The sequence below is a fragment of the Cytophaga sp. FL35 genome, from assembly GCF_014349235.1.
GTDB lineage: Bacteria > Bacteroidota > Bacteroidia > Flavobacteriales > Flavobacteriaceae > Euzebyella.
The window spans coordinates 22,811-43,510 of record NZ_JACSOH010000010.1 but is presented as its reverse complement, the minus strand read 5'-3'; the positions used below and the strand labels follow the sequence as shown (position 1 = coordinate 43,510).

The window sequence follows — 20,700 nt, the reverse complement described above, 5'->3', positions numbered from 1 at the left end:
AAACCCTAAATTTGCCCACAAACCAAAAAACAGGAATGAACCCTATTACAACGTCGTTGCTTTCCATTATCGTACCCTTATTTAACGAAGAGGACAATGTAATGTTATTGACACAAAAGATACACGAAAGCCTAGTGGGCTACCAATATCAAATTATATACGTAGACGATTTTTCTACCGATGGTACTCGAAAGGTGGTCAATGATATGCAGGACGAAAAGGTACATCTTATATGTCTCAAGAAAAATTACGGTCAAAGTTTGGCGCTAGCTGCAGGTATTGACTACGCTGAAGGGGAATTTATAATCACTATGGACGGCGATTTGCAAAATGACCCTACTGATATACCTGAAATGCTTTCTTATGCCGTAAATGGCGAATTTGATTTGGTTACAGGTATCAGACAAAAAAGAAAAGATTCCTTGGTCAAGAAAATACCTTCTAAAATTGCCAATTTTTTGGTTCGTAGAGTGACCAATCTGGACATTAAGGACAATGGTTGTGCCCTTAAGGTTTTTTCTCGGGATATAGCCAAAGACCTTAACCTCTATGGCGAAATGCATCGCTTTATTACACTTTTAGCTTATTTGGAAGGTGCGCAGATAAAACAAGTTCCTGTAAAACACCATGCAAGAAATGCAGGGGTATCCAAATATGGATTGGAAAGGGTTTTTAAGGTAATTGCAGATATGATGCTTTTGCTGTTTATCAGAAAATATTTTCAGCGGCCCATTCACCTTTTTGGAATTTTTGGTGTGTTACTCATTCTGCTAGGTATTCTAATTAACATGTACTTATTGGTTGTGAAATTTGGAATGGGAGAAGATATAGGTACAAGACCCCTTCTCATATTTGGAGTTATGCTTATTCTAGGTGGTATTCAACTATTTACTATCGGTATTGTCATGGAACTTTTGATTAGAACTTACTATGAGTCCCAACAAAAGCGCCCGTACAGAATCAAAAAAGTATCGGTAGGTGGGCAATCTGCGTAAAAAAGGCATTACGGCGCTCAAATTTGTATTCAGTGCTCTACTGGTTTACCTAGTTTTTACAAAAGTGAACATACAGGAAGTATGGCTAATTATAAAAATGGTGGACCCATATTTATTGACAGTCTCCCTTATTCTGTTTGTGGTCTCCAAACTTTTTGCAGCCTTTAGACTCAACCTATATTTTCACGAGCTATCGTTACCAATAGGTCAGAAAAGCAACCTGGAATTGTATCTTCTAGGTATGTTCTATAATCTATTTTTACCCGGGGGAATTGGGGGGGATGCCTATAAAGGATATCTCATCAAAAAAACCTTTGATGTAAAAACAAAGAGCGTGGTTTCTGTTCTTTTACTAGATAGGCTGAGCGGACTCTGTTTCATATGCGTTTATGTCTGTCTTATATTCCTTTTTTTGGAGCATCCGCTTTTAAAAGGGTATCAAATGTTATCATTGCCTGTGCTAGCCATAGGTTTGCTTGTTTTTTGGTTCATCAATAAAAAATACTTTCCTTCCGTTTTCAGCGTTTATTGGAAATCCTTGGGCTATTCGGCAATTGTACAACTAACGCAACTCATGAGTGTTTGGCTTTTAATTTTAGCAATGGGCGTTGAAAGTAATATACTGTCCTATCTTTTTGTTTTCTTGGTTTCTTCCATTGTGGCCGTTTTACCTTTGACCATAGGGGGCATAGGAAGTAGGGAAGTAACCTTTTATTACTTTTCCTTGTGGTTGGGCTTAGATCAAGATATTTCTATAACCTTGAGCATGATGTTCTTTTTAATAAGCGCTTTTACTTCCTTATGGGGAATTATCTATCACTTCAAAAAACCGATCCTGAAAAACGTCTAGTAAATGTGCACTAAGTGCATTTTGGAAAGTACCTTATTACGTTTGGAAGGATTAAGGAATTTTAGGCTCAACCGCGTAATTCTAAATTGATTTCGGGTATATTGAATGTCCCAATCCATGTCCAATTCCTTCAATTGCCGAAGTTGAGCATCTGTAGCATAAATCCAAATATCCTTTTTATTCCTTACTCCATCAAGGGAGGTAATCTGTACTGGTCGTTGATTATAAAAATCCAATGACCAGGTATGATAGTCACCCAGTTTGTAAATTTTGTCGACAGGAATTTCTTTCTCTTCTACCACTTTAGACATACTTGACCCCGCTTGGTAGGTCAATAAATTCGGATAGAAATGAAGATTGAGGGTGGCATTTAAAAGAAGCGCCCCAAATGCAGAGATAGTAATCATTTTTTTAGGACACGTCTCATTCTTCAAACAGAAATAAATGATTACTGTTATAAAAGTCAACAATAGAACAAGCGCAAAAATATTGCTGAACTCAAACACCAAAAAGCATAAAAGAACGGTAGTAATGAAAATAACGCTCAGCACAAAATATTGAATTCCTAATAAAATCCTTGCTTTTTTATCCTCTAACAGGGTTAGGATGTAAGAAGCCGTCAATACAGAAAAGAGGGGAATGGTACTATTTAAATAGTGAGGTAACTTAAATTGCGAAAAACTAGCAATCAAAAAGAAAAATGTAATACAACCTAAGGTTAAAAATTCCTGACCTTGTATAAAGTTAAATCGGCTCTTGAAAATGGCTTTCATTTTAGTAGCATAAGCCAGTAACCCTAGTGTCGTCCACGGTAGAAAAACCCACAGAAAAGTATGGAAGAAAAAGAAATAATCGCTACTGTTGCTTCCCATACCACCACCGCTCATACGCTCAAAACTCTGTTCCCAAAAAATAAAGAAGATTCCGCTACGCTCAGCCTTACCCCTGATAATTTTCTCGGGATGCATATCAAATTGATGGTAGTAAGCATATAGCATGGGAGCAATGGCAATCGCAAACGCAGCCAGTGCTACTATAACTTTCCAATTGACCAAAACAATCCATTTTCTTCTATAGGCTATATGGCTAAGGAGCGCCAGACCTATAATTAAAATAGCCAATTGCCCCTTTGTGGAAAAGGCAAGCCCCGTAGCTATGGCCCCTAGTATGATCGCTTTTAAAGAGCCTGTATTAACGTAAGCAGCCAATTGCCAAATGGCTAGGGCAACAAAACCGGTCAAAACCGCATCTGTTCTAACATCAATAGCGGAAAGAACAATGGTCTGAGCGGTCATAAAGATTAAAGCGGCTATTTTCCCAACCTGTCTATTATACAAAAGTTTACCCAAACCGTAACTGGAATATGCCGCCAATAGAACCGCCAAAATACCAGGTATGCGATATGCCCAATCTTCCAAGCCAAAGATCAGGTATGAAAAAGCGGCAAGCCAATAATGCAAATGGGGCTTATCCAAATACTCCTCTGTACCCTTAAAAAGATTTAAGAAATCATTTTCCTGCACCATTCTCATGGACATTACCGCAAACTGGGCAGAATCATTTTCAAAAAGGGTCACGAACATTCCGGTGATATAGACCAGAACTACTAAAAGAACTAAAACCCAATATCTAGAGTTAGATATCATAGAGCTATTTTATGGTGTGCAAATATAGCCAACTTTGTAAACAACCAGCTAAAAATCAGACCTATTAGAGCTCCTGTTAGCACATCTAAAGGAAAATGAACACCTATATAAATACGACTATAAGACACCAATAACGCCCAAAGTATTAAGAAAACTTCTATATACCGGTAATATGTCCTCAACAAAAAAGTAAAGAAAAGTGCCACTGCAAAATTATTGCCCGCATGTGCAGAAAAATAACCGAATTTACCTCCGCATGAATTTTTCACCAATCGTACCAGACCATCAAGTTCTGGATCATAACAAGGGCGTAACCTTTGTACACCATATTTAAAGAAATTGGAAAGTTGATCGGTAACAACGATCATCAGGGCCACAGTTACTATAATGACAATGGTACGTTTTAATCCGTACTTCTTAAAAGATATACCAAGTAGCAGGGCATACAATGGAATAGCACTCCATTTGTTGGTGATAAACATCCAAAAAGCATCCCAACTTGGGGTACCCAAATTGTTCAAAAAGAGGAAAAGTTCCTTATCCCATTGAACCAATTCTTGCAACATACCTATTCTTCGTACCTTGAAACTTCCCTATCATAAAAATTACCGGCCTGTTCGATAAGATTCTCGGCTTCTGACTCCAATTCCTTTTCATCCTCAGGTGAAAAATCTTCCAGCCATTCTACCTCATCATTCTCTAGGTTGATGATAAAACGGGGATATTCTGTATGAACAACAAAAATTGCCGTAGGATAATCGGTATTATCCCCTAAAAGAAACTTCGGAAACTCCATATTTTTAGTTTTGCTAACGGCTTTAAAACACAGTGCTCGAAGCCGATTTTGCAATCAATTTATTGGTTAGATAATTAAAGCGAAGATACAACATAATACCTGAAGCGGTGAGTCCTGTTAACAGTCCAAGCCAAATTCCGGTACTCTTTAATCCCGTATGTAAACCCAAATAGAAGCTTACCGGAAAACCGATTCCCCAATAGGCGATAAAGGTAATAAGAGTGGGTATTTTCACGTCTTGCATTCCCCTCAAAGCCCCTAAGACCACGACCTGTACCCCATCTGAAATTTGGAAAATGGCCGCTACCAACAATAATTCCGAAGCCAAAATGATCACTTCAGAGTTATCTGCCATATTCACGACATCATCTACATCTAGATATAATGACGGAAACCAATTTCTTCCCAATAAAAATAAAATTGCAAAAACGATTTCCAATAAAAACGTCAAAAAGAAAATGGACTCCCCTATTCGCTTAAGTCCCTTATAATTTTTTAATCCCTTCTGATTTCCTACTCGAATCATGGCCGCAACCCCCAGTCCCATACCGAACATAAAGGTCATACTACTTAAATTTAAAGCTATCTGGTTGGCTGCCTGGGCATTTTTACCTAAAACGCCACTCAACCAAATAGCAGCTGTAAAAATGGCCACTTCAAAGAACATTTGAAGTGAAGAAGGAAAACCCAAGTTTATGATTTTCTTGAGGACCTTTTGTTCTAAATTTTTGAATTTAAAACCGGTAACATAATCATGGAATTTCTTCTTACTTTTTAGCAGGAACCAAATGTACAGTACCATTACAAACCGTGAGACCAAGGTACCAATAGCCGCACCAATGATGCCCATTTCAGGAAAACCAAAGGTTCCAAAAATCAAAAGGTAATTCAAAGTGATATTCACCACGTTGGCAATAATGGTGGCGTACATTGGGTAGCGGGTTTGTGATAACCCTTCAGAAAACTGTTTAAAAGCCTGAAAAATTATTAAGGGTACCAAGGAGAAGGCCACCAAATCTAAATATGGTAGCGCTAAATCTACCACTTCAGGGGGTTGGTCCATTTTATACATCAATGGCTTTGTTAGCAAAATCAACCCAAATAGCGTCAAACCCAAAACCGAACAAAGAGCGAGCCCATGCTTAAGAGCATTTTTAGCGTCGACCTTATTGCCCGCACCATCGGCCTCTGCCACCAAAGGGGTAATAGCCGTGGAAAAACCAATACCGATACTCATGGCAATAAAGACAAAGCTGTTGCCCAAAGAGACGGCCGCCAATTGTGCCGTACCCAATTGCCCCACCATAATGTTATCGGCCAACTGAACAAAGGTATGGCCCAACATTCCCATGATGACAGGAACGGAGAGTTTTATGTTATATCTAAATTCTTTTGTGTACTTGGCTAACAAAGCTAAAAGTTGAGTTTGGTGCTAAATCAATCTGTGGTAAAAACTATGGAGGTTTTTGCTATTGATGTTTGGCCTCTTCCCAAAAAACATCCATTTCAGCAAGTGTCATATCCTTAAGGTTTTTACCTAATTCCTTGGCTTTTTGCTCCAGGTATTGAAATCTACCCATAAATTTCTTGTTGGTTCGTTCAAGGGCGTTTTCAGGATTGATTTTTAGAAAGCGGGCATAATTGACCATGGAAAACATCACATCACCAAACTCAGCTTCCATTAAATTGGCATCACCTTTGGCCACCTCAGCTTGAAATTCCTGAAGTTCTTCTTGTACCTTCTCCCAAACTTGCTCCGGTTTTTCCCAATCAAATCCCACACCGGCCACCTTATCTTGAACCCGATTGGCCTTTACCAAGGCCGGTAATCCGTTAGGTACGCCTTCCAAAACACTTTTTTTACCTTCTTTAAGTTTCAGGTTTTCCCAATTGCGCTTTACGTCTTCTTCGTTTTTCACCTCTACATCGCCATAAATATGCGGATGACGGTTGATCAACTTGTCGCAAATGGTATTACATACATCGGCAATGTCAAAATCCTGGGTTTCAGAGCCAATTTTAGAATAGAATACAATGTGTAAAAGTACATCTCCCAATTCTTTTTTAACTTCCTCCAAATCATCGTCCAAAATGGCATCACCCAGCTCATAGGTTTCCTCAATGGTAAGGTGACGAAGCGTCTGCATGGTCTGCTTTTTATCCCAAGGGCATTGCTCCCTTAGTTCATCCATAATGGTCAGCAACCTATCAAACGCTTTTAATTGTTCTTCCCTGGAATTCATCCCCTTTAAATTTTGATGCAAAAATAAGCATCTAGTCAAGGGTAAAACAATAAGTGAAGTATAAAAAATCAATAAAGAATTTGATGAATGAATTTCATCTTTTCCAAAACGGCAACGGGTATGACAAAGGGATAAATATCCGGTTGCCCCATACTTCTGTTCAAACTATTTAGAGCAAAGGTCAAAGGGGTAAATGCCTCATTGATGCGTTCAAAATCCGGTTCTTGATATGGGTCAAAAGTAGCCTGCATTTTTAAAGGAGATTCTCCCAAAGTCTGGTTACCGGTTTGTATACCAAAGTAAAAGGCGGTTTCTAGCATATCAATTATATGAAGGTAATGAGCCCAAGTTTCCGCCCAATCTTCCCAAGGGTGCGAAGTAGCATAAGCACTGATGTATTGATGGCTCCAATCCGCAGGCGCCCCATTTTTATAATGAGCATCCAAGGCTTGCGAATAATCTGTTCGCTCATCCCCGAATAGCGCTCTAAAAGCCTTTAACCTTTCTTCATTATTAGCAATTAAGACATTCCAATAATAATGACCTACTTCATGTCTAAAATGCCCTATTAAGGTTCGGTAGGGTTCAGCCATTTGTTTGCGCATATATTCACGGTGCACCGCATCGGCCTCTGCCAAATTAATGGTTATGATTCCATTTAAGTGTCCGGTGGTGACCCCTCCCTTTGTTGCTGTTTCCGATAAAAATTCAAAGGCCAACCCGTTTGGGTTTTCGTCGGATTTGGGTTCAACCTGCAATCCTAGCCTAATTAACGAATAAACCAGTCTATGCTTGGCTGTTTCCAATTTTCGCCATTCTTCTAGATTATTGTGGCTGCTTAGGTCAGGAATAGTCCTATTCAAAGCACATGCCGTACAAAAAGTTGTTTCGGTGCTTTCTTCCACCAACCAATTACAGACTTCATATTGGTGATTTTCACAATAGCGATAATTTTTTCCATCCTCTCCTAAAAATGAATTTTGGTTACCAGTCCTCGCTAGAGGTACGAGCTGGGTAGTTTTTTCCAAGTAACCCAAGCCACTCCCACAAGCGATACACATGGTATTTTCAAAATACAATGGGCTACCACACTCTTCACAGTTGAAAATTTTCATACTACTAAATTGATATCTAAAAGTAAATCAGCTTTGTAAAATACCGCTACACCAATCACATCTATTTTGAACCTTTTTAAAATGTGTTGTCAGCCAATTTCGCTATCTTGAGCAAGACTAAAATTAACCTTATGAATTCACGTAGAACTTTTATTAAAAACAGTGCCCTTGCTGGTGCTGGAAGCCTTTTGTTACCAACATTTTCCTTTACCAAACATGAGAATGTAGCATACGGGGTACAACTCTATACCTTTAGAGACGAGTTGGCCAAAGATGCAAAAGGCACCTTGAGAAAAATAGCCGATTTGGGGATAAAGAAAATAGAATCCGCTAGAAGCTCCAAAGGTTTATATTACGGTCTTACCCCAAAAGAGATGAAAAAGGAGTGTGAAAATTTGGGAATGAAACTAGTAAGTGGGCATGTAGCTCTTGATGAAAATTTTGACCATACGATGGCACAGGCAGTAGAGTCGGGTCAAGAATATGTTATTTGCTCCTCTTTACCTAGCAAGGGACAAACCGTTGAAAATTACAAACGAGTAGCCGATGCTTTTAACAAGGCTGGCGAATCCTGTAAAAAGTTGGGAATGAAATTTGGCTATCACAACCATGAATATGAATTTGAAAGTCACGAAGGCCAAGTACTGTATGATGTTTTAATGGACTATACCGATCCGGAACTAGTGTTTATGGAGCTCGATTTGGGATGGGTTGTAGTGGCCGGGCTTGAACCAATGGACTATTTTAAAAAATATCCAGGGCGTTTCCCATGCTGGCACTTGAAGGATATGGACATGCACGAAAAGGAAAGTACAGAATTCGGCAAAGGAGGATTGGATATTGCACAAATTATGGACAGCCAAAAAGCATCTGGCGTAGAGCATATCTTTATTGAACAAGAAGAATACGCTAACAATGCCTTGGATAGCATGAAACACAATATGCAATTTCTTAAAGCGCTTTAACCACAACTTAATACGATGAAAAAAATACTGATTTGTGCCAGTTTATTGAGCTGTTTTGTTTCCTGTAGGGCACAAAAAATACCGGAAGACATTGTAGCCAAAGGTGCAGAACTTACTTTGGTTTCTGAAGAGTTTAAGTTTACCGAAGGTCCTGCAATGGCCAGAAATGGAGATGTCTATTTTACGGACCAACCGAATAACAGGATCGTAAAATGGGATTGCAGAAACAATACTGTTAGCGATTACATGAAGCCGGCAGGGCGTTCAAACGGACTTTACATTGACAATGAGGGTGCTATTTTGGCAGCAGCCGATGAAAAAAATGAGCTCTGGAAAATTAACCTAAATAAGGAAGTAACGGTTCTTTTGGATGATTTCGAGAACAAACTATTTAATGGGCCCAATGACTTATGGTTAGATGCCAAAGGTGGTATTTACTTTACGGATCCCTTTTATAAAAGGCCATGGTGGAACCATGAAGAGCCGGAACAAACGGCAAGAAGGGTGTACTACTTGAAAAAGGGGACTGCTGAACCACAAATTGTCATTGATGATAACTATGAACAACCCAATGGAATTATTGGAACACCAGACGGAAAAAGACTTTACGTCTCAGATAACGGGGCAAAAAAAACCTACGTATACGATATCGATGCGGCAGGTAAAGTAACCAACAAAAAACTATTTGCAGATATGGGCTCAGACGGAATGACCGTGGACAATAAGGGCAATGTATATCTAACAGGAGATGGCGTTACAGTTTTTAATGCTGATGGTGAGCAAATAAAACACATACCCGTGCCAGAAAACTGGACGGCCAATGTAACTTTTGGAGGACCAAAGCAAAACATTTTGTTTATAACTGCCATGGACTCCGTTTACACACTTATGATGAACGTTCAAGGGGTAAGATGGTAATAAAAAAGGGCGATTTATATCGCCCTTTTTACTTCTTGTGGTCTCAAACCAAAATAGTATTTTTCTTTTATACTCTAGTCTTTAATCATTTACACTACTTACCATTGGTTTTCATAAACCGCCGTAAGAATTTCTACTAATTTGTCTTCAGACACAGGTTTTACCACATAACCCGTTAACTCATCAAATTCCTTGGCGCGTTCCTTGTCCCTTTCACGCTCAGAAGAGGTAACCAAGTAAATGTGAACTGGCGCTGTCATTTTTGATTTTAGATTTCTAAATTCCTTTAAAAATCCCCATCCATCCAAAAAGGGCATGTTTACATCCAAAAGGATAACACCTGGTAGCTCATTACCTTCATTGATACACTCCCCAATGTAATCCAAGGCTTTTTCCCCATCTGTGTAAGTATTTATCTCCAAGTTCTCAGAGATGCCCTCCAACAGACGTTCAGTTAGGTAGAGATAGATTTCATCATCATCTACCAACAAAATGTTAGCTTTACTCATGTTAGTTGAATTTTAATTGTCCAAGGTTTCTAAATTCGCATTTAAAAACCCCAATTACTGTTTGCTATTTAAAAGTGTTAGTTACTTAAATTTAAAAAATTATCTTAAAAATAGTTCCTTTTCCCACAATACTTTTAACACTTACAGACGCATCAAGGGATTCTAACAAAGTTTTAATAAGAAAAAGACCCATTCCTTTGCCTGAAATATCTCTGTGGAACCTTCGATACAACTTGAAGACATTGTGTTTGTGCCTTTTAAAGTCAAATCCTAAACCATTATCTTCTACATAAAGAACCCTTCTTCCCTTTTCAAAATCACTTCGGAATATAACGTACGAATCCACTTCTTTATTTCGAAATCTTATGGCATTCGCCAAAAAACTATGTATGATACTTTTCAAATAATATTTGGAAAAGACAAGTGTATCCCACTCCTTTAAATCATAAACTATCTTAAAGTTTTCATCATCTACAGCAGATTCAGAAAAATCACCCCGCACTTTTTCAATTAATTGACGTAAATCAATTTCCTTCAAATCCACCTCGTTACGATCTAAAATGGAAATATAGTATCTAACATCTTCCGTAAGACTGGTAACGCGGTCTGCTATAGATTCCAGCTTAGGCAATAATGTCTGTACGCCGATTATATCTTTTTCCTTTTTCAACATATCCAAGATTACGGTCATATTTGTCACGGGAGAACGAAGGTTGTGGGATATCAAGTAGCTGAATTGTTCCAATTGCTCATTTCTTATCTTTAAGCGTAAATTGGATTGCTTTACCTGCTTATTGATCATTTCCAATTCGCTCTTTTTTTGAACCAATGATTCATTTTTGTCCTTCAATTCTCCCACCAGTTGCAATTTGGTCTGCTGATATTTTAAATACCCATAGGCTATTCCTGTCAAAGCAATTATTGAAAATAGGTGAAGTACCATAAAGTTTTGGTAAATGGGCCAGAGCCCATTACTTATTTCTTCTTCCGGCAATTCCCTCACCACAGCCCAATCAGTGGCAGTTTTTATGGCTTCGGGTTCATTAAAAACCGCACTATTTCGCAAAGAACCTTTAGTTAAGTCCATCTTGTGTAAACTCCAAATAGAACCATTGGATATATAGGTTGTATCTCTTAAATTTTTAAGTCCAACATCTTCCAATCTATAAATACCCTTTAAGGAATCCTGGAATTTTTCTACTTCATTTGGTATCGAATATTTGGTAGTACTCGCTGTAATCACCGTCAAATCCGAATCTACCAAATAGGTATTTCCTTTGGACCTAAAACTTACAATAGGCTTTAGAATATCTTCCATTCTAAAATTGATAACCACCAAACCTAGCCTAATATTATTAGAATCGTAGATGGGCCCAACAGACCTAAGTACAGGCTTGTACGGCCGTTCAATCTCGCCATTTTCCCGATTTAAATTGATACGGGATAAGTAGACTTCCCCTTTATTTAATTTTAAACCTTCTCGCACATATTCTCGATGTACCTTATTCTGTGATTGGGCGAGTTCCATTTCCCTGCCTTGATTACTTTGATACCTCAACAATTCCTCACCATTCAAATCAATTATCCTAAATTGATCATAAAAACCCAGGTCTCTAAGAACATCCAGGTAGGGTTGTAGAAATCCCCTATCCTCCCCTAGAGGATCAAAGTTTTTTGGGTATTCAATTGACGTCCAGTACATGGTATTGTGCGCTAGGTACTGACAGACATCACTTAAAAAATACGTTTTGTTGATAGCTACTGAAGTTTCTTCCTCATAGAATTCAACCATACGCGCTCTTCGTTGCCCCGCTAGCATAAGCAGGGAAAGAACTAATAAGGGAATATATAGTAGTAAGAATATACCGAGGAACTTCTTCAACATATTTTGAAATCACTCAAATCAATAAAAATGGTAGTTCTTGGAGGGAATTAGGGCTATTTTAATTTTGTTAAATAGGGTCAAAACTTTAACACAAATTTCGAAGTTACTTATTTTTCCTACAAAACGAAGTGTTAAAATGTTAATAAATAGTAAAAATCCATTGTTCTCGAGAACAATTCATTAATAATCACAAAAACCATAGATTATCAGTAATTATTGAAACATAAGTATCACTTTATCAAGTTTTCTTAGTGTTGCTTTATAAATTATAACCATACTTTACTACTTTTAAGACAAACGTCTTATCCTAATTTAGAAATCTGAAACTTATGGTCATAAAAGATTGTTTCTCACCCGAAGTATCCACCGAACTGGTCTCAAGAATCAACCAACTTTCTCCAGAATCCAAAGGCCATTGGGGTAAAATGAATGTGGGTCAAATGTTGGCCCATTGCAATGTAGCCTATGATTTGGTATATACGGACAAATACCCCAAGCCAAAAGGATTAAAAAAGTTTTTTATAAAACTTTTTGCAAAAAAAGTAGTCACGGGACCCAAACCTTACAAAAGGAACTCGCCAACTGCTCCCGTTTTTTTGATTACCGATGAAAGGGAGTTTGAATCTGAAAAAAAGAAACTCCTAGAACATGTTGAAAAAACACAAAAATTAGGTACCTCGTATTTTAACAATAGGGAGTCTCATGCTTTTGGTCCGCTAACCTCTACTGAATGGAATACCCTATTTTATAAGCACATTGATCATCACCTGCAACAATTTGGAGTTTAACTTACTGCGGCTTTACCATATCAATACAATAATCCCAATCTAAAAATAAAATCTAAGACCTACCGTAAATGAAAAAACAGTTATTTACAGAATAATTGACTTATAATTGTATCTTTCGTAAAAATGAAAAGGATTAAACGCCATTTTACTAATTTTTTTTAACTTCTCAGCCTAAACCAACCAACATATGAATGTCTATTTATTTGAATTTATTGGCACTTGCATGCTTATCCTACTGGGCAATGGTATTGTTGCTAACCTAGTATTAAAAGGAACCAAAGGTTCGGATTCTGGATGGGTTGGCATATCATTGGCATGGGGTATTGCAGTTTTTGTTGGAGTTTATATAAGTGCGGACGTTAGCGGTGCACATTTAAATCCGGCTGTTTCCATTGGTTTGGCCGCTGCGGGAAAATTTGGCTGGAATTTGGTTCCCGGATATATATTGGCTCAGATATTAGGCGCTTTTATGGGTAATATATTAGTATGGTTAACCTATAAAAAGCAGTATGAAGCCACTGATGATAAAGACTCCATTTTAGCGACCTTTTCAACTGCCCCTGCCATACGAAGTCCCTTCTGGAACCTCGTTACGGAAATCATAGGAACCTTTGTGTTGGTATTTGGGGTGTTCTATATTGCTGGAGGAACTATTTCAAACGAACCTGTTTCTTTAGGGTCCTTGGATGCCCTCCCAGTTGCCTTGTTGGTTATGGGCATAGGTTTCAGCTTAGGAGGACCCACTGGCTATGCCATTAATCCTGCCAGGGATTTGGGACCTAGAATTGCGCATACCATTCTACCTTTAAAAAACAAAGGTAAAAGCGATTGGAGCTATGCTTGGGTGCCTATTGTAGGCCCTGTAATTGGAAGTTTCCTTGCGGCGTTTGCCTTTATGGCCCTTAGTGTATAAAACCCGTACTGATGAAAATTCTATTCTCAATTTTAATGCTGCTATCCTTTTCTACCTCTTTGATTGCACAGGAAATTATTAAAGTACCCCACGAAAAATCTAACAACGTAGTTTGGAATACAAAGGAGAATCAATACTACTCCAACATTTGGGACACTCAAGTTGTTACCAATGTGAACTCTCCCACTATGCAGGTGTTTAAACCAACAACTTCAAACGGTACGGCCGTAATTATAGCTCCCGGAGGGGGACTTTACGGTCTAAGTATAGAAAGTGAAGGTAACATGGTTGCCAAATGGCTAAGTGAAAGAGGTGTAACGGCATTTGTCCTAAAATATAGATTGGTCCCCACCGGTAACGATGGGGTACAGGAAATTACGGATGAAGGTACCAACAACCCTGCTAAAATTGGGGAACGTATTAAACCAGTGCTGCCATTATCCATTGCGGACGGACTTTCTGCAGTTGCCTATGTAAGGGAGCATGCAAATGATTACAATGTAGATCCATCAAAAATTGGATTTATGGGTTTTTCCGCTGGTGGAGCTGTCACTATGGGGGTAGGCTACTATTCCAAAATACTGGACCGACCTGATTTTATAGTTCCCGTGTATCCTTGGACCTCTGCTTTTCCTGTTCAAGAAGCTCCCAAAAATGCCCCTAAAATGCTTGTTGTTTGCGCCACAGATGACCCATTGGGACTTGCAAAGGGCAGTATTGAGCTTTATACTTCTTGGTTAAAGACCGGAAATACCCCGGCCTTGCACATGTACTCCCAAGGAGGTCATGGCTTTGGAATGAAAACCCAGGGGCTGCCTTCAGATAGTTGGATCGAGCGATTTTATGATTGGGCCAAAGCAGAAAAAATTATTGAAAAAGTTTCAAAGGGATAGTTTATTTAAAAAATGGAACATCCTTGTCCGCATATTTTTTCATTCCATCCTCATTTATTTCCACGCCTATGCCTGGCTTTTCCGAAAGCGTAATGAAGCCATCCCTGACCATCTCCCCATCATAACTTACAATTTCTTTGTACATAGGGTTCTTGTGAAAGTAGATCTGCCATTCCAATATCATAAAATTAGGAACAGAGGCACACACATGACAGGAAGCCATTGCTCCTAAAAAGGAAGCGACCATATGGGGTGCGAATGGCACGTAATACAAGTTGGCTAAATTAGCAATGCGTTGCGCTTCTCCCAATCCACCCGCTTTTTGCAAGTCCGGCATAATAACATCTACGGCACCGGTTTCCAATAAAGGTCTAAAACCGTGGGCCAAATAATGGTTTTCTCCTGCACAGATCGGTGTACTGGTAGACTCCGTAATTTTTTTATAGGCATCTACGTTCTCAGCAGGAATGGGCTCCTCGAGCCACATCATATTAAGTGGCTCCAACATTTTAGCCACCTTTTCACCTGTGATCGCATCGTACCTACCATGCATATCGGCACATATATCGATAGTTGGACCCACAGCCTCTCGGGTTGCAGCCATTTGATCGAACATGCGTTGTAACTCGGCAGGGCTAGCGGTCCAATTATAGGTATCATATTTATTGGGGTCGTTCGCCTGATCTAAATCAAACTTCACCGCCGTAAAACCCATATCCACCGCTTCCTTGGCGCTAGCGGCAAAATCCTCAGGCTTAGGTAGCCTACTTTGGTATAAAGCCGTATCCATATACACCCTAATCCTATCCCTAAATTTACCGCCTAATAGTTGATACACCGGCAAACCAAGGGCTTTACCGGCCAAATCCCAAAGGGCGGTTTCCACTGCGGTTAGAACAGCAACGTACATTCCGGATTGAGCCCCTTCAAAAAAACCACTCCGTCTTATATCTTCAAAGAGTCTGTGGACGTTCAAGGGATTCTTACCTTCCAATCTTTTCCCGAACATCTTCACCAAATGATAAGTTCCAGGAGTAGCATCTACACCTTCACCGTGACCAATAATATCCTGATTGCTATATATTTTTACAAAAAGACTATGCCCTCCCCTAATAAAACCACATTTAATATCTGTAATCTTTAATTCCGAAGGAGCCGATAATTTTTGGGTGTTATCAATGGCTTTAGAGTACTCCCTTCCAAAAGTTGCAAAAGGAAGAGTGGTAAGTGTCGTGGCGGCGGCTGCTTTTGTAAAAAAATGTCTTCTTGAATTTTTCATAGGTCGGATGGATTTTATAGCATTCTCAATAAATACGAACCTAAAATGTCAAAACCCTAATTTTTTATTTAAAAAAACACAACCGCCATCTTACCATGTCCTGGTTTTCAACAATTCCTGAATCTGCTCTTTTGGCACTGGCAATTCATCTATATGATCGTTCAACCATTGGGAGAAATCCTTTTCAATATCCTCAGACCATCTGTTATCAATTTGTCCTGGGGTATACTTTTGTTCTCTTAACCTCTGGTGGCCAAACATATCCCTTAACCTAACAACTTCAGAGGTTTTCACCACTTTCTCAACTAAATGTGGCGGAATGAAGATTACCCCTCCGTCCCTACCTAGAACAACATCACCTGGAATTACAGTAGCCAAACCTATTCTGGTAGGAGTATTAATACCAATAAGAGTGGTATTCAGTTGCCCATCAGGATTATTTAGATGATGGGAAGGATGATAGCTTCTAAAAAAAGAAGTAAATCCACCTATTTCCTTTAGTCCGTCAATATCCCTAATAGCGCCGTCGTACACAATTCCGTTACCTGTTTTAGCATAGATTGAGTTCCCAAGGTTGTCTCCAATTGTAGGTCCGTCTACGTGGGCTCCAAATTGATCTACCACATAGACATCTCCCTTTTGTAATAAATCTATGGTCCAGGCATTTTGTGACTTAATCCTACCATCCTGCTTATGTCCTCTATCATCGATTACCCTATGTATGTCCGGCCTTCCGGGAACAAAAACTGCAGTTACCGCCCGGCCCACCAAAACACTGTCCGGATTTATGGTCTTCCACCCCTCTGCATATTGGTACTTAAAATTTTCACCCTTTAGAACTGCCCAAGCTTCCTCCAAGGTAACACCTACCATCCTTTGCAATAAATTATCCGGGACCTTTGGCCTACCATCCTCAAAACGTTCACCTTTCCACTCGGGAGTCAAAAAGATAAGTTCTTCTTTGGAGATTTGCTGGGATTGAACCGAGGAGAGAAAAAAGAATACAATTAGGCTTAATAGAAGCTTTTTGAAGTTGGGAATCATAATCAGTAGTTTACAAGGTTAAAGAGAGCTATTCACCACCCCGTATGAATACGAAGACAAATTCCATAACCCTAATATTACTTTTGTACACCGGTAAATATGAACTAACTTGTGTCTCTTAAATATTAAGCATGAAAAACATCCTTACCTTACTTACCGTTTTAATTACCTTTCAAACTTTTGCCCAAGATCCCAACCGTTATAAAAAACAAGTTTCTGAGCTTGATACCAAATATGATAGCATTTGGGACCCATCCAGGGAAACGATTGTATTCACAGGAAGTTCCAGTATACGCATGTGGAAGGATGTACAGGAGCGATTTCCAGATCAACAGGTCATCAATACAGGATTTGGAGGCTCCCAGGCTTCAGATTTATTATACTTTGCCGATAATCTGATTCTGAGATACAAACCTAAACAAGTTTTTATTTACGAAGGGGACAATGATATTCAAGCCAAGAAAAAACCAAACGATGTTATAGCGGATACCAAACAAATCATCAATTTGGTAAGGGAAAGATACCCCGCTACCAATATTGTACTCATTTCCGCCAAACCCAGTATTTCAAGATGGAAATTAAGAGGTAAATACAAAAGATTGAACCGCAAATTCAAAAGAATGGCCCAAAAGGACCCCCTATTGGATTTTGCCGATGTTTGGAAACCCATGTTAGACGGAAGAAAACTTCAAGAAGACTTATTCATTGAAGATGGTCTTCACATGAACCTAAAAGGATACGAAATTTGGTTTGGGGTCATGAAAGATTACATCACAAACTAAACAACCAAAAATAACGTACCATGAAGAAACTTTTAGTGCAATGCTTTGTTCTAGGCATTGCGGTTACGGCAACTTTTTCCTGTGAGCCGGAAAAGAAAAAGCGAGTCCTAAATCTGCCACAAACAGATTTGGCCAAGGGAGATTTAATACCGATGCCGCAAAAAATATTGGCAACTGAAAAAGCTTTTGCCTTAGACCAATTTACGGCCATTTATACTTCCGAAAACGCAGTTGGTTTTCCTGAGGCAGGAAAATTCCTAGCCAAATCTATTAAAGCAAAGACAGACCTTGATATCCCTGTGAATGTGGAAGAAGTACCCAATAGGGAAGGAATTATTTACATTAATCAATCGGACAGTTTGGAACTGGATATTCCTGAGGCTTATCAATTATACATTACACCGGACTCGGTAATCCTAAATTCGAATACGGCTCAAGGGGCCTTTAGAGGAATACAAACCCTAAGGCAAATTATACCCGAGGTAAGTTTGGATACCATTGCAGATTATAAGGTTTGGCCCTTACCTACTGGGAAAATTACGGACAGTCCCGTTTTTGAGTATAGAGGTAGCATGTTAGATGTTGCTCGTCACGTTTTTAGTGTAGACGAGGTTAAGAAATATATTGACTTATTAGCCTATTACAAGTACAATGTTCTTCACCTTCATTTGACGGACGACCAAGGATGGCGGATAGAAATTAAGTCATGGCCCAAACTAACCGAAATTGGTGGAAGCACAGAAGTAGGCGGTGAAAAAGGCGGCTTTTTCACCCAAGAACAATACAAGGATATTGTTGCCTATGCCGCTGAAAGATATATTACCATAGTTCCCGAAGTTGATATGCCGGGCCACACCAATGCCGCTTCTGTTTCCTATCCTTTTTTAAACGGAAACGGAAAAAAAGTAGAACTTTATGAAGGTACCCATGTTGGTTTCAGCACCTTTGATACTAGAAAAGATACCGTATACGCTTTTATTGATGATGTGGTAAGAGAGATTTCTGAGATGACCCCTGGACCTTACTTTCATATTGGGGGTGACGAAAGCCATGTGACCAAGAAAAAAGATTATATCTATTTCGTTGAAAAAGTAGAAAAAATAGTCCACAAGTATGGCAAGACCATGATTGGATGGGATGAAGTAGTAACAGCAGATATTGATTCCAAATCCATAGCTCAATTTTGGTCCAGCAAGAAAAATGCAGATTTGGCAGTTGAAAAAGGAATGAAAATAATTATGTCCCCAGCAAAAAAGGCCTACTTAGATATGCAGTATGATTCGCTTTCCAAACATGGTCTTCATTGGGCAGCTTTTATTCCCACGGACACGGCCTATATCTGGACCCCAGAAAAATATGAGGGAATTCCAGTAGAAAACATTTTGGGAATTGAGGCACCCCTCTGGTCTGAAACGGTGAGCGATATTGGCGAAGCTGAATATCTTGCCTTTCCAAGAGCTATTGGCTATGCAGAATTAAGTTGGTCTACCCCCGAAGATCGTAATTGGGAAAATTATAAAATACGATTGGGCAATCAAGCACCCTTTTTAGACCGAATGAACGTTAAGTATTACCCCTCTCCACTTATTGATTGGAAAAAGAGCAAATACACCTACGAGGAAATTAAGAAAGATTAAGTTACGATTCCCGAAAAATGAAGGTTAAGGTTGGCGTAGTACAGGATAATCCAGTTTTCTTTGATAAGGAGAAAACGTTGGACAAATTACAGAAACTTGTAATTTCTTACGCCAACCAAGGTCACGAACTTTTGGTATTCCCGGAATCGTTCATTCCCGGCTACCCAAGAGGCTTTACATTTGGCACCAAAGTAGGTAGCCGCAGTGAAGAAGGTAGGACCCAATATGCTAAATACTATGAAAATAGTGTGGATTTGGGAGGGCGGGACTTACATAGATTGGAAACCATTTCAAAGGAGAACAATGTCTATTTGATCATTGGCATAACGGAAAAGCAGAATACTAACGGAAGTTTATTTTGTTCCATGGTTTATATATCGCCAACCAATGGATATTTAGGTGTTCACAGAAAAATTAAACCTACGGCTGCAGAGCGTGTTATATGGGCAGAAGCCGATGGTACATCTTTGGTAACGTATGATACTAAAATAGGGAAGCTGGGTGGACTCATCTGTTGGGAAAACTATATGCCTTTGGCAAGAATGGCAATGTTTCAAAAAGGAATAGAGGTATATATAGCTCCTACGGCCGACTCCCGTGATAATTGGATAGCTACCTTAAAACACATTGCGCTAGAAGGCAGATGTTTTGTTCTGGGTTGCAATCAATATTTCACAAAGGAAATGTATCCAAAAGAATATCAGGATTTTCCTGACGAGGAAGAATCAACCATTTCCAAGGGAGGAAGCGTAATTATATCGCCTATGGGAGAGATTATGGACGGCCCACTTTTAGATCAGGTAGGTATCGTTTCTGCAGAACTAGACTTAAATCAAGTTATTAGGAGTAAATTGGATTTTGACGTAATTGGGCATTACGCCAGGGAAGATATTTTTAAGCTAATTGTAAAACATCAACCTGAAATGAAAAAAGAACCTTGAACAAAAAACCCTCGCAATGCGAGGGTTTTACTTACTCTTCTTCAGATGAAGATTTTTCTTCGGGATCGTTAAATTCTGTAATCCCATTATCGTGAAGAATATTATACCACTGTATTACTTTTTTAATATCACTGGCATACACCCTATCTTCATCATAATTGGGTAGTATCTCAAAGAAATACTCCTCTAATTTTATCTTTTCTTCCTTGTGACCAACAGAAGTTTTACCTCCCTTTTCCTTTACTTGAATATTTAGGAAAACCTGTCTTAGGGGCACTTCCTCTTCTAAAGTGTATATAGCTATTTCAGAAAGTACGCTTACGTTGTTTCGCATACTCACGCTAATACGTTTCTTGTCCAATAAGGATTCCGCAACAAAACCGGTACGCGTCTGCGTTACTAATTTATAAAGGCCTGGTTTGCCTCCAATGGATAAAACTTTGTCTAAACTCATATAGAAATTTACGTTTTAGGAGCGCAAAATTATACTTTTAGCTGGAT

21 protein-coding genes are annotated in these 20,700 nt (G+C 39.0%); 10 read left to right on the top strand and 11 right to left on the bottom strand.

Features of this window, described 5'->3' with window-relative positions:
* Positions 1-35 precede the first annotated feature (35 nt).
* Both BIZ36_RS10065 and BIZ36_RS10060 read left to right on the top strand, forming a co-directional pair.
* Positions 36-995, top strand: coding sequence for a glycosyltransferase family 2 protein (locus BIZ36_RS10065; protein ID WP_187457774.1), 960 nt, complete (start codon positions 36-38; stop codon positions 993-995).
* Entirely contained in the window at positions 979-1,845 is an 867-nt protein-coding gene (locus tag BIZ36_RS10060; protein ID WP_187457773.1) for a lysylphosphatidylglycerol synthase transmembrane domain-containing protein, read from the top strand. The genes BIZ36_RS10065 and BIZ36_RS10060 overlap by 17 nt, the downstream gene beginning before the upstream one ends.
* Here the strand turns inward: BIZ36_RS10060 and BIZ36_RS10055 are convergent.
* The 6 genes from BIZ36_RS10055 to BIZ36_RS10030 all read right to left on the bottom strand — a co-directional run bounded on the left by BIZ36_RS10055 (position 1,842) and on the right by BIZ36_RS10030 (position 7,645).
* Positions 1,842-3,491 carry a glycosyltransferase family 39 protein gene (locus tag BIZ36_RS10055; RefSeq protein ID WP_187457772.1) on the bottom strand — a complete coding sequence of 550 codons (1,650 nt, stop codon included), beginning with the start codon at positions 3,489-3,491 and terminating at the stop codon, positions 1,842-1,844. The genes BIZ36_RS10060 and BIZ36_RS10055 overlap by 4 nt on opposite strands.
* Positions 3,488-4,057 carry a phosphatase PAP2 family protein gene (locus tag BIZ36_RS10050; RefSeq protein ID WP_187457771.1) on the bottom strand — a complete coding sequence of 190 codons (570 nt, stop codon included), beginning with the start codon at positions 4,055-4,057 and terminating at the stop codon, positions 3,488-3,490. The genes BIZ36_RS10055 and BIZ36_RS10050 overlap by 4 nt, the downstream gene beginning before the upstream one ends.
* Positions 4,058-4,059: 2 nt before the next feature.
* The gene (locus BIZ36_RS10045) at positions 4,060-4,287 is read right to left on the bottom strand and encodes a DUF8828 family protein (protein WP_187457770.1); all 228 of its coding nucleotides are present in this window, start codon (positions 4,285-4,287) and stop codon (positions 4,060-4,062) included.
* Positions 4,288-4,309: 22 nt separating this feature from the next.
* Positions 4,310-5,698: an MATE family efflux transporter gene (locus tag BIZ36_RS10040; RefSeq protein WP_222937339.1), complete on the bottom strand. Its 1,389-nt coding sequence runs from the start codon at positions 5,696-5,698 to the stop codon at positions 4,310-4,312.
* A gap of 58 nt (positions 5,699-5,756) precedes the next feature.
* Positions 5,757-6,530: a nucleoside triphosphate pyrophosphohydrolase gene (gene mazG / locus BIZ36_RS10035; protein WP_187457769.1), complete on the bottom strand. Its 774-nt coding sequence runs from the start codon at positions 6,528-6,530 to the stop codon at positions 5,757-5,759.
* Between the two features lie 68 nt (positions 6,531-6,598).
* Positions 6,599-7,645: a zinc-binding metallopeptidase family protein gene (locus BIZ36_RS10030; RefSeq protein WP_187457768.1), complete on the bottom strand. Its 1,047-nt coding sequence runs from the start codon at positions 7,643-7,645 to the stop codon at positions 6,599-6,601.
* Positions 7,646-7,776: 131 nt separating this feature from the next.
* On the opposite strand from BIZ36_RS10030, the gene BIZ36_RS10025 reads away from it, so the two are divergent.
* The gene (locus BIZ36_RS10025) at positions 7,777-8,610 is read left to right on the top strand and encodes a sugar phosphate isomerase/epimerase family protein (protein ID WP_187457767.1); all 834 of its coding nucleotides are present in this window, start codon (positions 7,777-7,779) and stop codon (positions 8,608-8,610) included.
* 15 nt (positions 8,611-8,625) lie between these two features.
* On the top strand, positions 8,626-9,528 hold the full coding sequence (locus BIZ36_RS10020) for an SMP-30/gluconolactonase/LRE family protein (protein WP_187457766.1): 903 nt from the start codon (positions 8,626-8,628) through the stop codon (positions 9,526-9,528).
* Between the two features lie 98 nt (positions 9,529-9,626).
* Here BIZ36_RS10020 and BIZ36_RS10015 read toward each other — a convergent pair whose 3' ends face one another.
* Both BIZ36_RS10015 and BIZ36_RS10010 read right to left on the bottom strand, forming a co-directional pair.
* On the bottom strand, positions 9,627-10,037 hold the full coding sequence (locus BIZ36_RS10015; protein ID WP_187457765.1) for a response regulator: 411 nt from the start codon (positions 10,035-10,037) through the stop codon (positions 9,627-9,629).
* Between the two features lie 91 nt (positions 10,038-10,128).
* The gene (locus BIZ36_RS10010; RefSeq protein WP_187457764.1) at positions 10,129-11,922 is read right to left on the bottom strand and encodes a sensor histidine kinase; all 1,794 of its coding nucleotides are present in this window, start codon (positions 11,920-11,922) and stop codon (positions 10,129-10,131) included.
* Positions 11,923-12,251: 329 nt separating this feature from the next.
* On the opposite strand from BIZ36_RS10010, the gene BIZ36_RS10005 reads away from it, so the two are divergent.
* The 3 genes from BIZ36_RS10005 to BIZ36_RS09995 all read left to right on the top strand — a co-directional run bounded on the left by BIZ36_RS10005 (position 12,252) and on the right by BIZ36_RS09995 (position 14,516).
* A complete protein-coding gene (locus tag BIZ36_RS10005; protein WP_187457763.1) occupies positions 12,252-12,710 on the top strand; it encodes a DUF1569 domain-containing protein in 459 nt (152 codons plus the stop codon).
* A gap of 187 nt (positions 12,711-12,897) precedes the next feature.
* Complete coding sequence (locus tag BIZ36_RS10000) at positions 12,898-13,623, top strand: MIP/aquaporin family protein (protein WP_187457762.1); 726 nt, start codon at positions 12,898-12,900, stop codon at positions 13,621-13,623.
* Positions 13,624-13,634: 11 nt separating this feature from the next.
* Complete coding sequence (locus BIZ36_RS09995; RefSeq protein WP_187457761.1) at positions 13,635-14,516, top strand: alpha/beta hydrolase; 882 nt, start codon at positions 13,635-13,637, stop codon at positions 14,514-14,516.
* Between the two features lies 1 nt (position 14,517).
* On the opposite strand, the gene BIZ36_RS09990 is transcribed toward BIZ36_RS09995, so the two are convergent.
* Positions 14,518-15,795 carry a mandelate racemase/muconate lactonizing enzyme family protein gene (locus tag BIZ36_RS09990; RefSeq protein ID WP_187457760.1) on the bottom strand — a complete coding sequence of 426 codons (1,278 nt, stop codon included), beginning with the start codon at positions 15,793-15,795 and terminating at the stop codon, positions 14,518-14,520.
* Between the two features lie 90 nt (positions 15,796-15,885).
* Positions 15,886-16,839 (bottom strand): RraA family protein, encoded by a 954-nt coding sequence (locus BIZ36_RS09985; RefSeq protein WP_187457759.1) that lies wholly within the window; start codon positions 16,837-16,839, stop codon positions 15,886-15,888.
* Positions 16,840-16,970: 131 nt separating this feature from the next.
* Between BIZ36_RS09985 and BIZ36_RS09980 the strand changes: the two genes are divergently transcribed.
* Genes BIZ36_RS09980 through BIZ36_RS09970 form a run of 3 tightly spaced genes read left to right on the top strand, consistent with a single transcriptional unit; the run spans position 16,971 to position 20,199 of the window.
* Complete coding sequence (locus BIZ36_RS09980; RefSeq protein WP_187457758.1) at positions 16,971-17,621, top strand: SGNH/GDSL hydrolase family protein; 651 nt, start codon at positions 16,971-16,973, stop codon at positions 17,619-17,621.
* A 20-nt stretch (positions 17,622-17,641) separates the two neighbouring features.
* Positions 17,642-19,258: a beta-N-acetylhexosaminidase gene (locus BIZ36_RS09975; protein ID WP_187457757.1), complete on the top strand. Its 1,617-nt coding sequence runs from the start codon at positions 17,642-17,644 to the stop codon at positions 19,256-19,258.
* Between the two features lie 17 nt (positions 19,259-19,275).
* Complete coding sequence (locus tag BIZ36_RS09970) at positions 19,276-20,199, top strand: carbon-nitrogen hydrolase family protein (RefSeq protein WP_187457756.1); 924 nt, start codon at positions 19,276-19,278, stop codon at positions 20,197-20,199.
* Positions 20,200-20,230: 31 nt separating this feature from the next.
* Here BIZ36_RS09970 and BIZ36_RS09965 read toward each other — a convergent pair whose 3' ends face one another.
* The gene (locus BIZ36_RS09965; protein ID WP_187457755.1) at positions 20,231-20,653 is read right to left on the bottom strand and encodes a DUF5606 family protein; all 423 of its coding nucleotides are present in this window, start codon (positions 20,651-20,653) and stop codon (positions 20,231-20,233) included.
* Positions 20,654-20,700 lie beyond the last annotated feature (47 nt).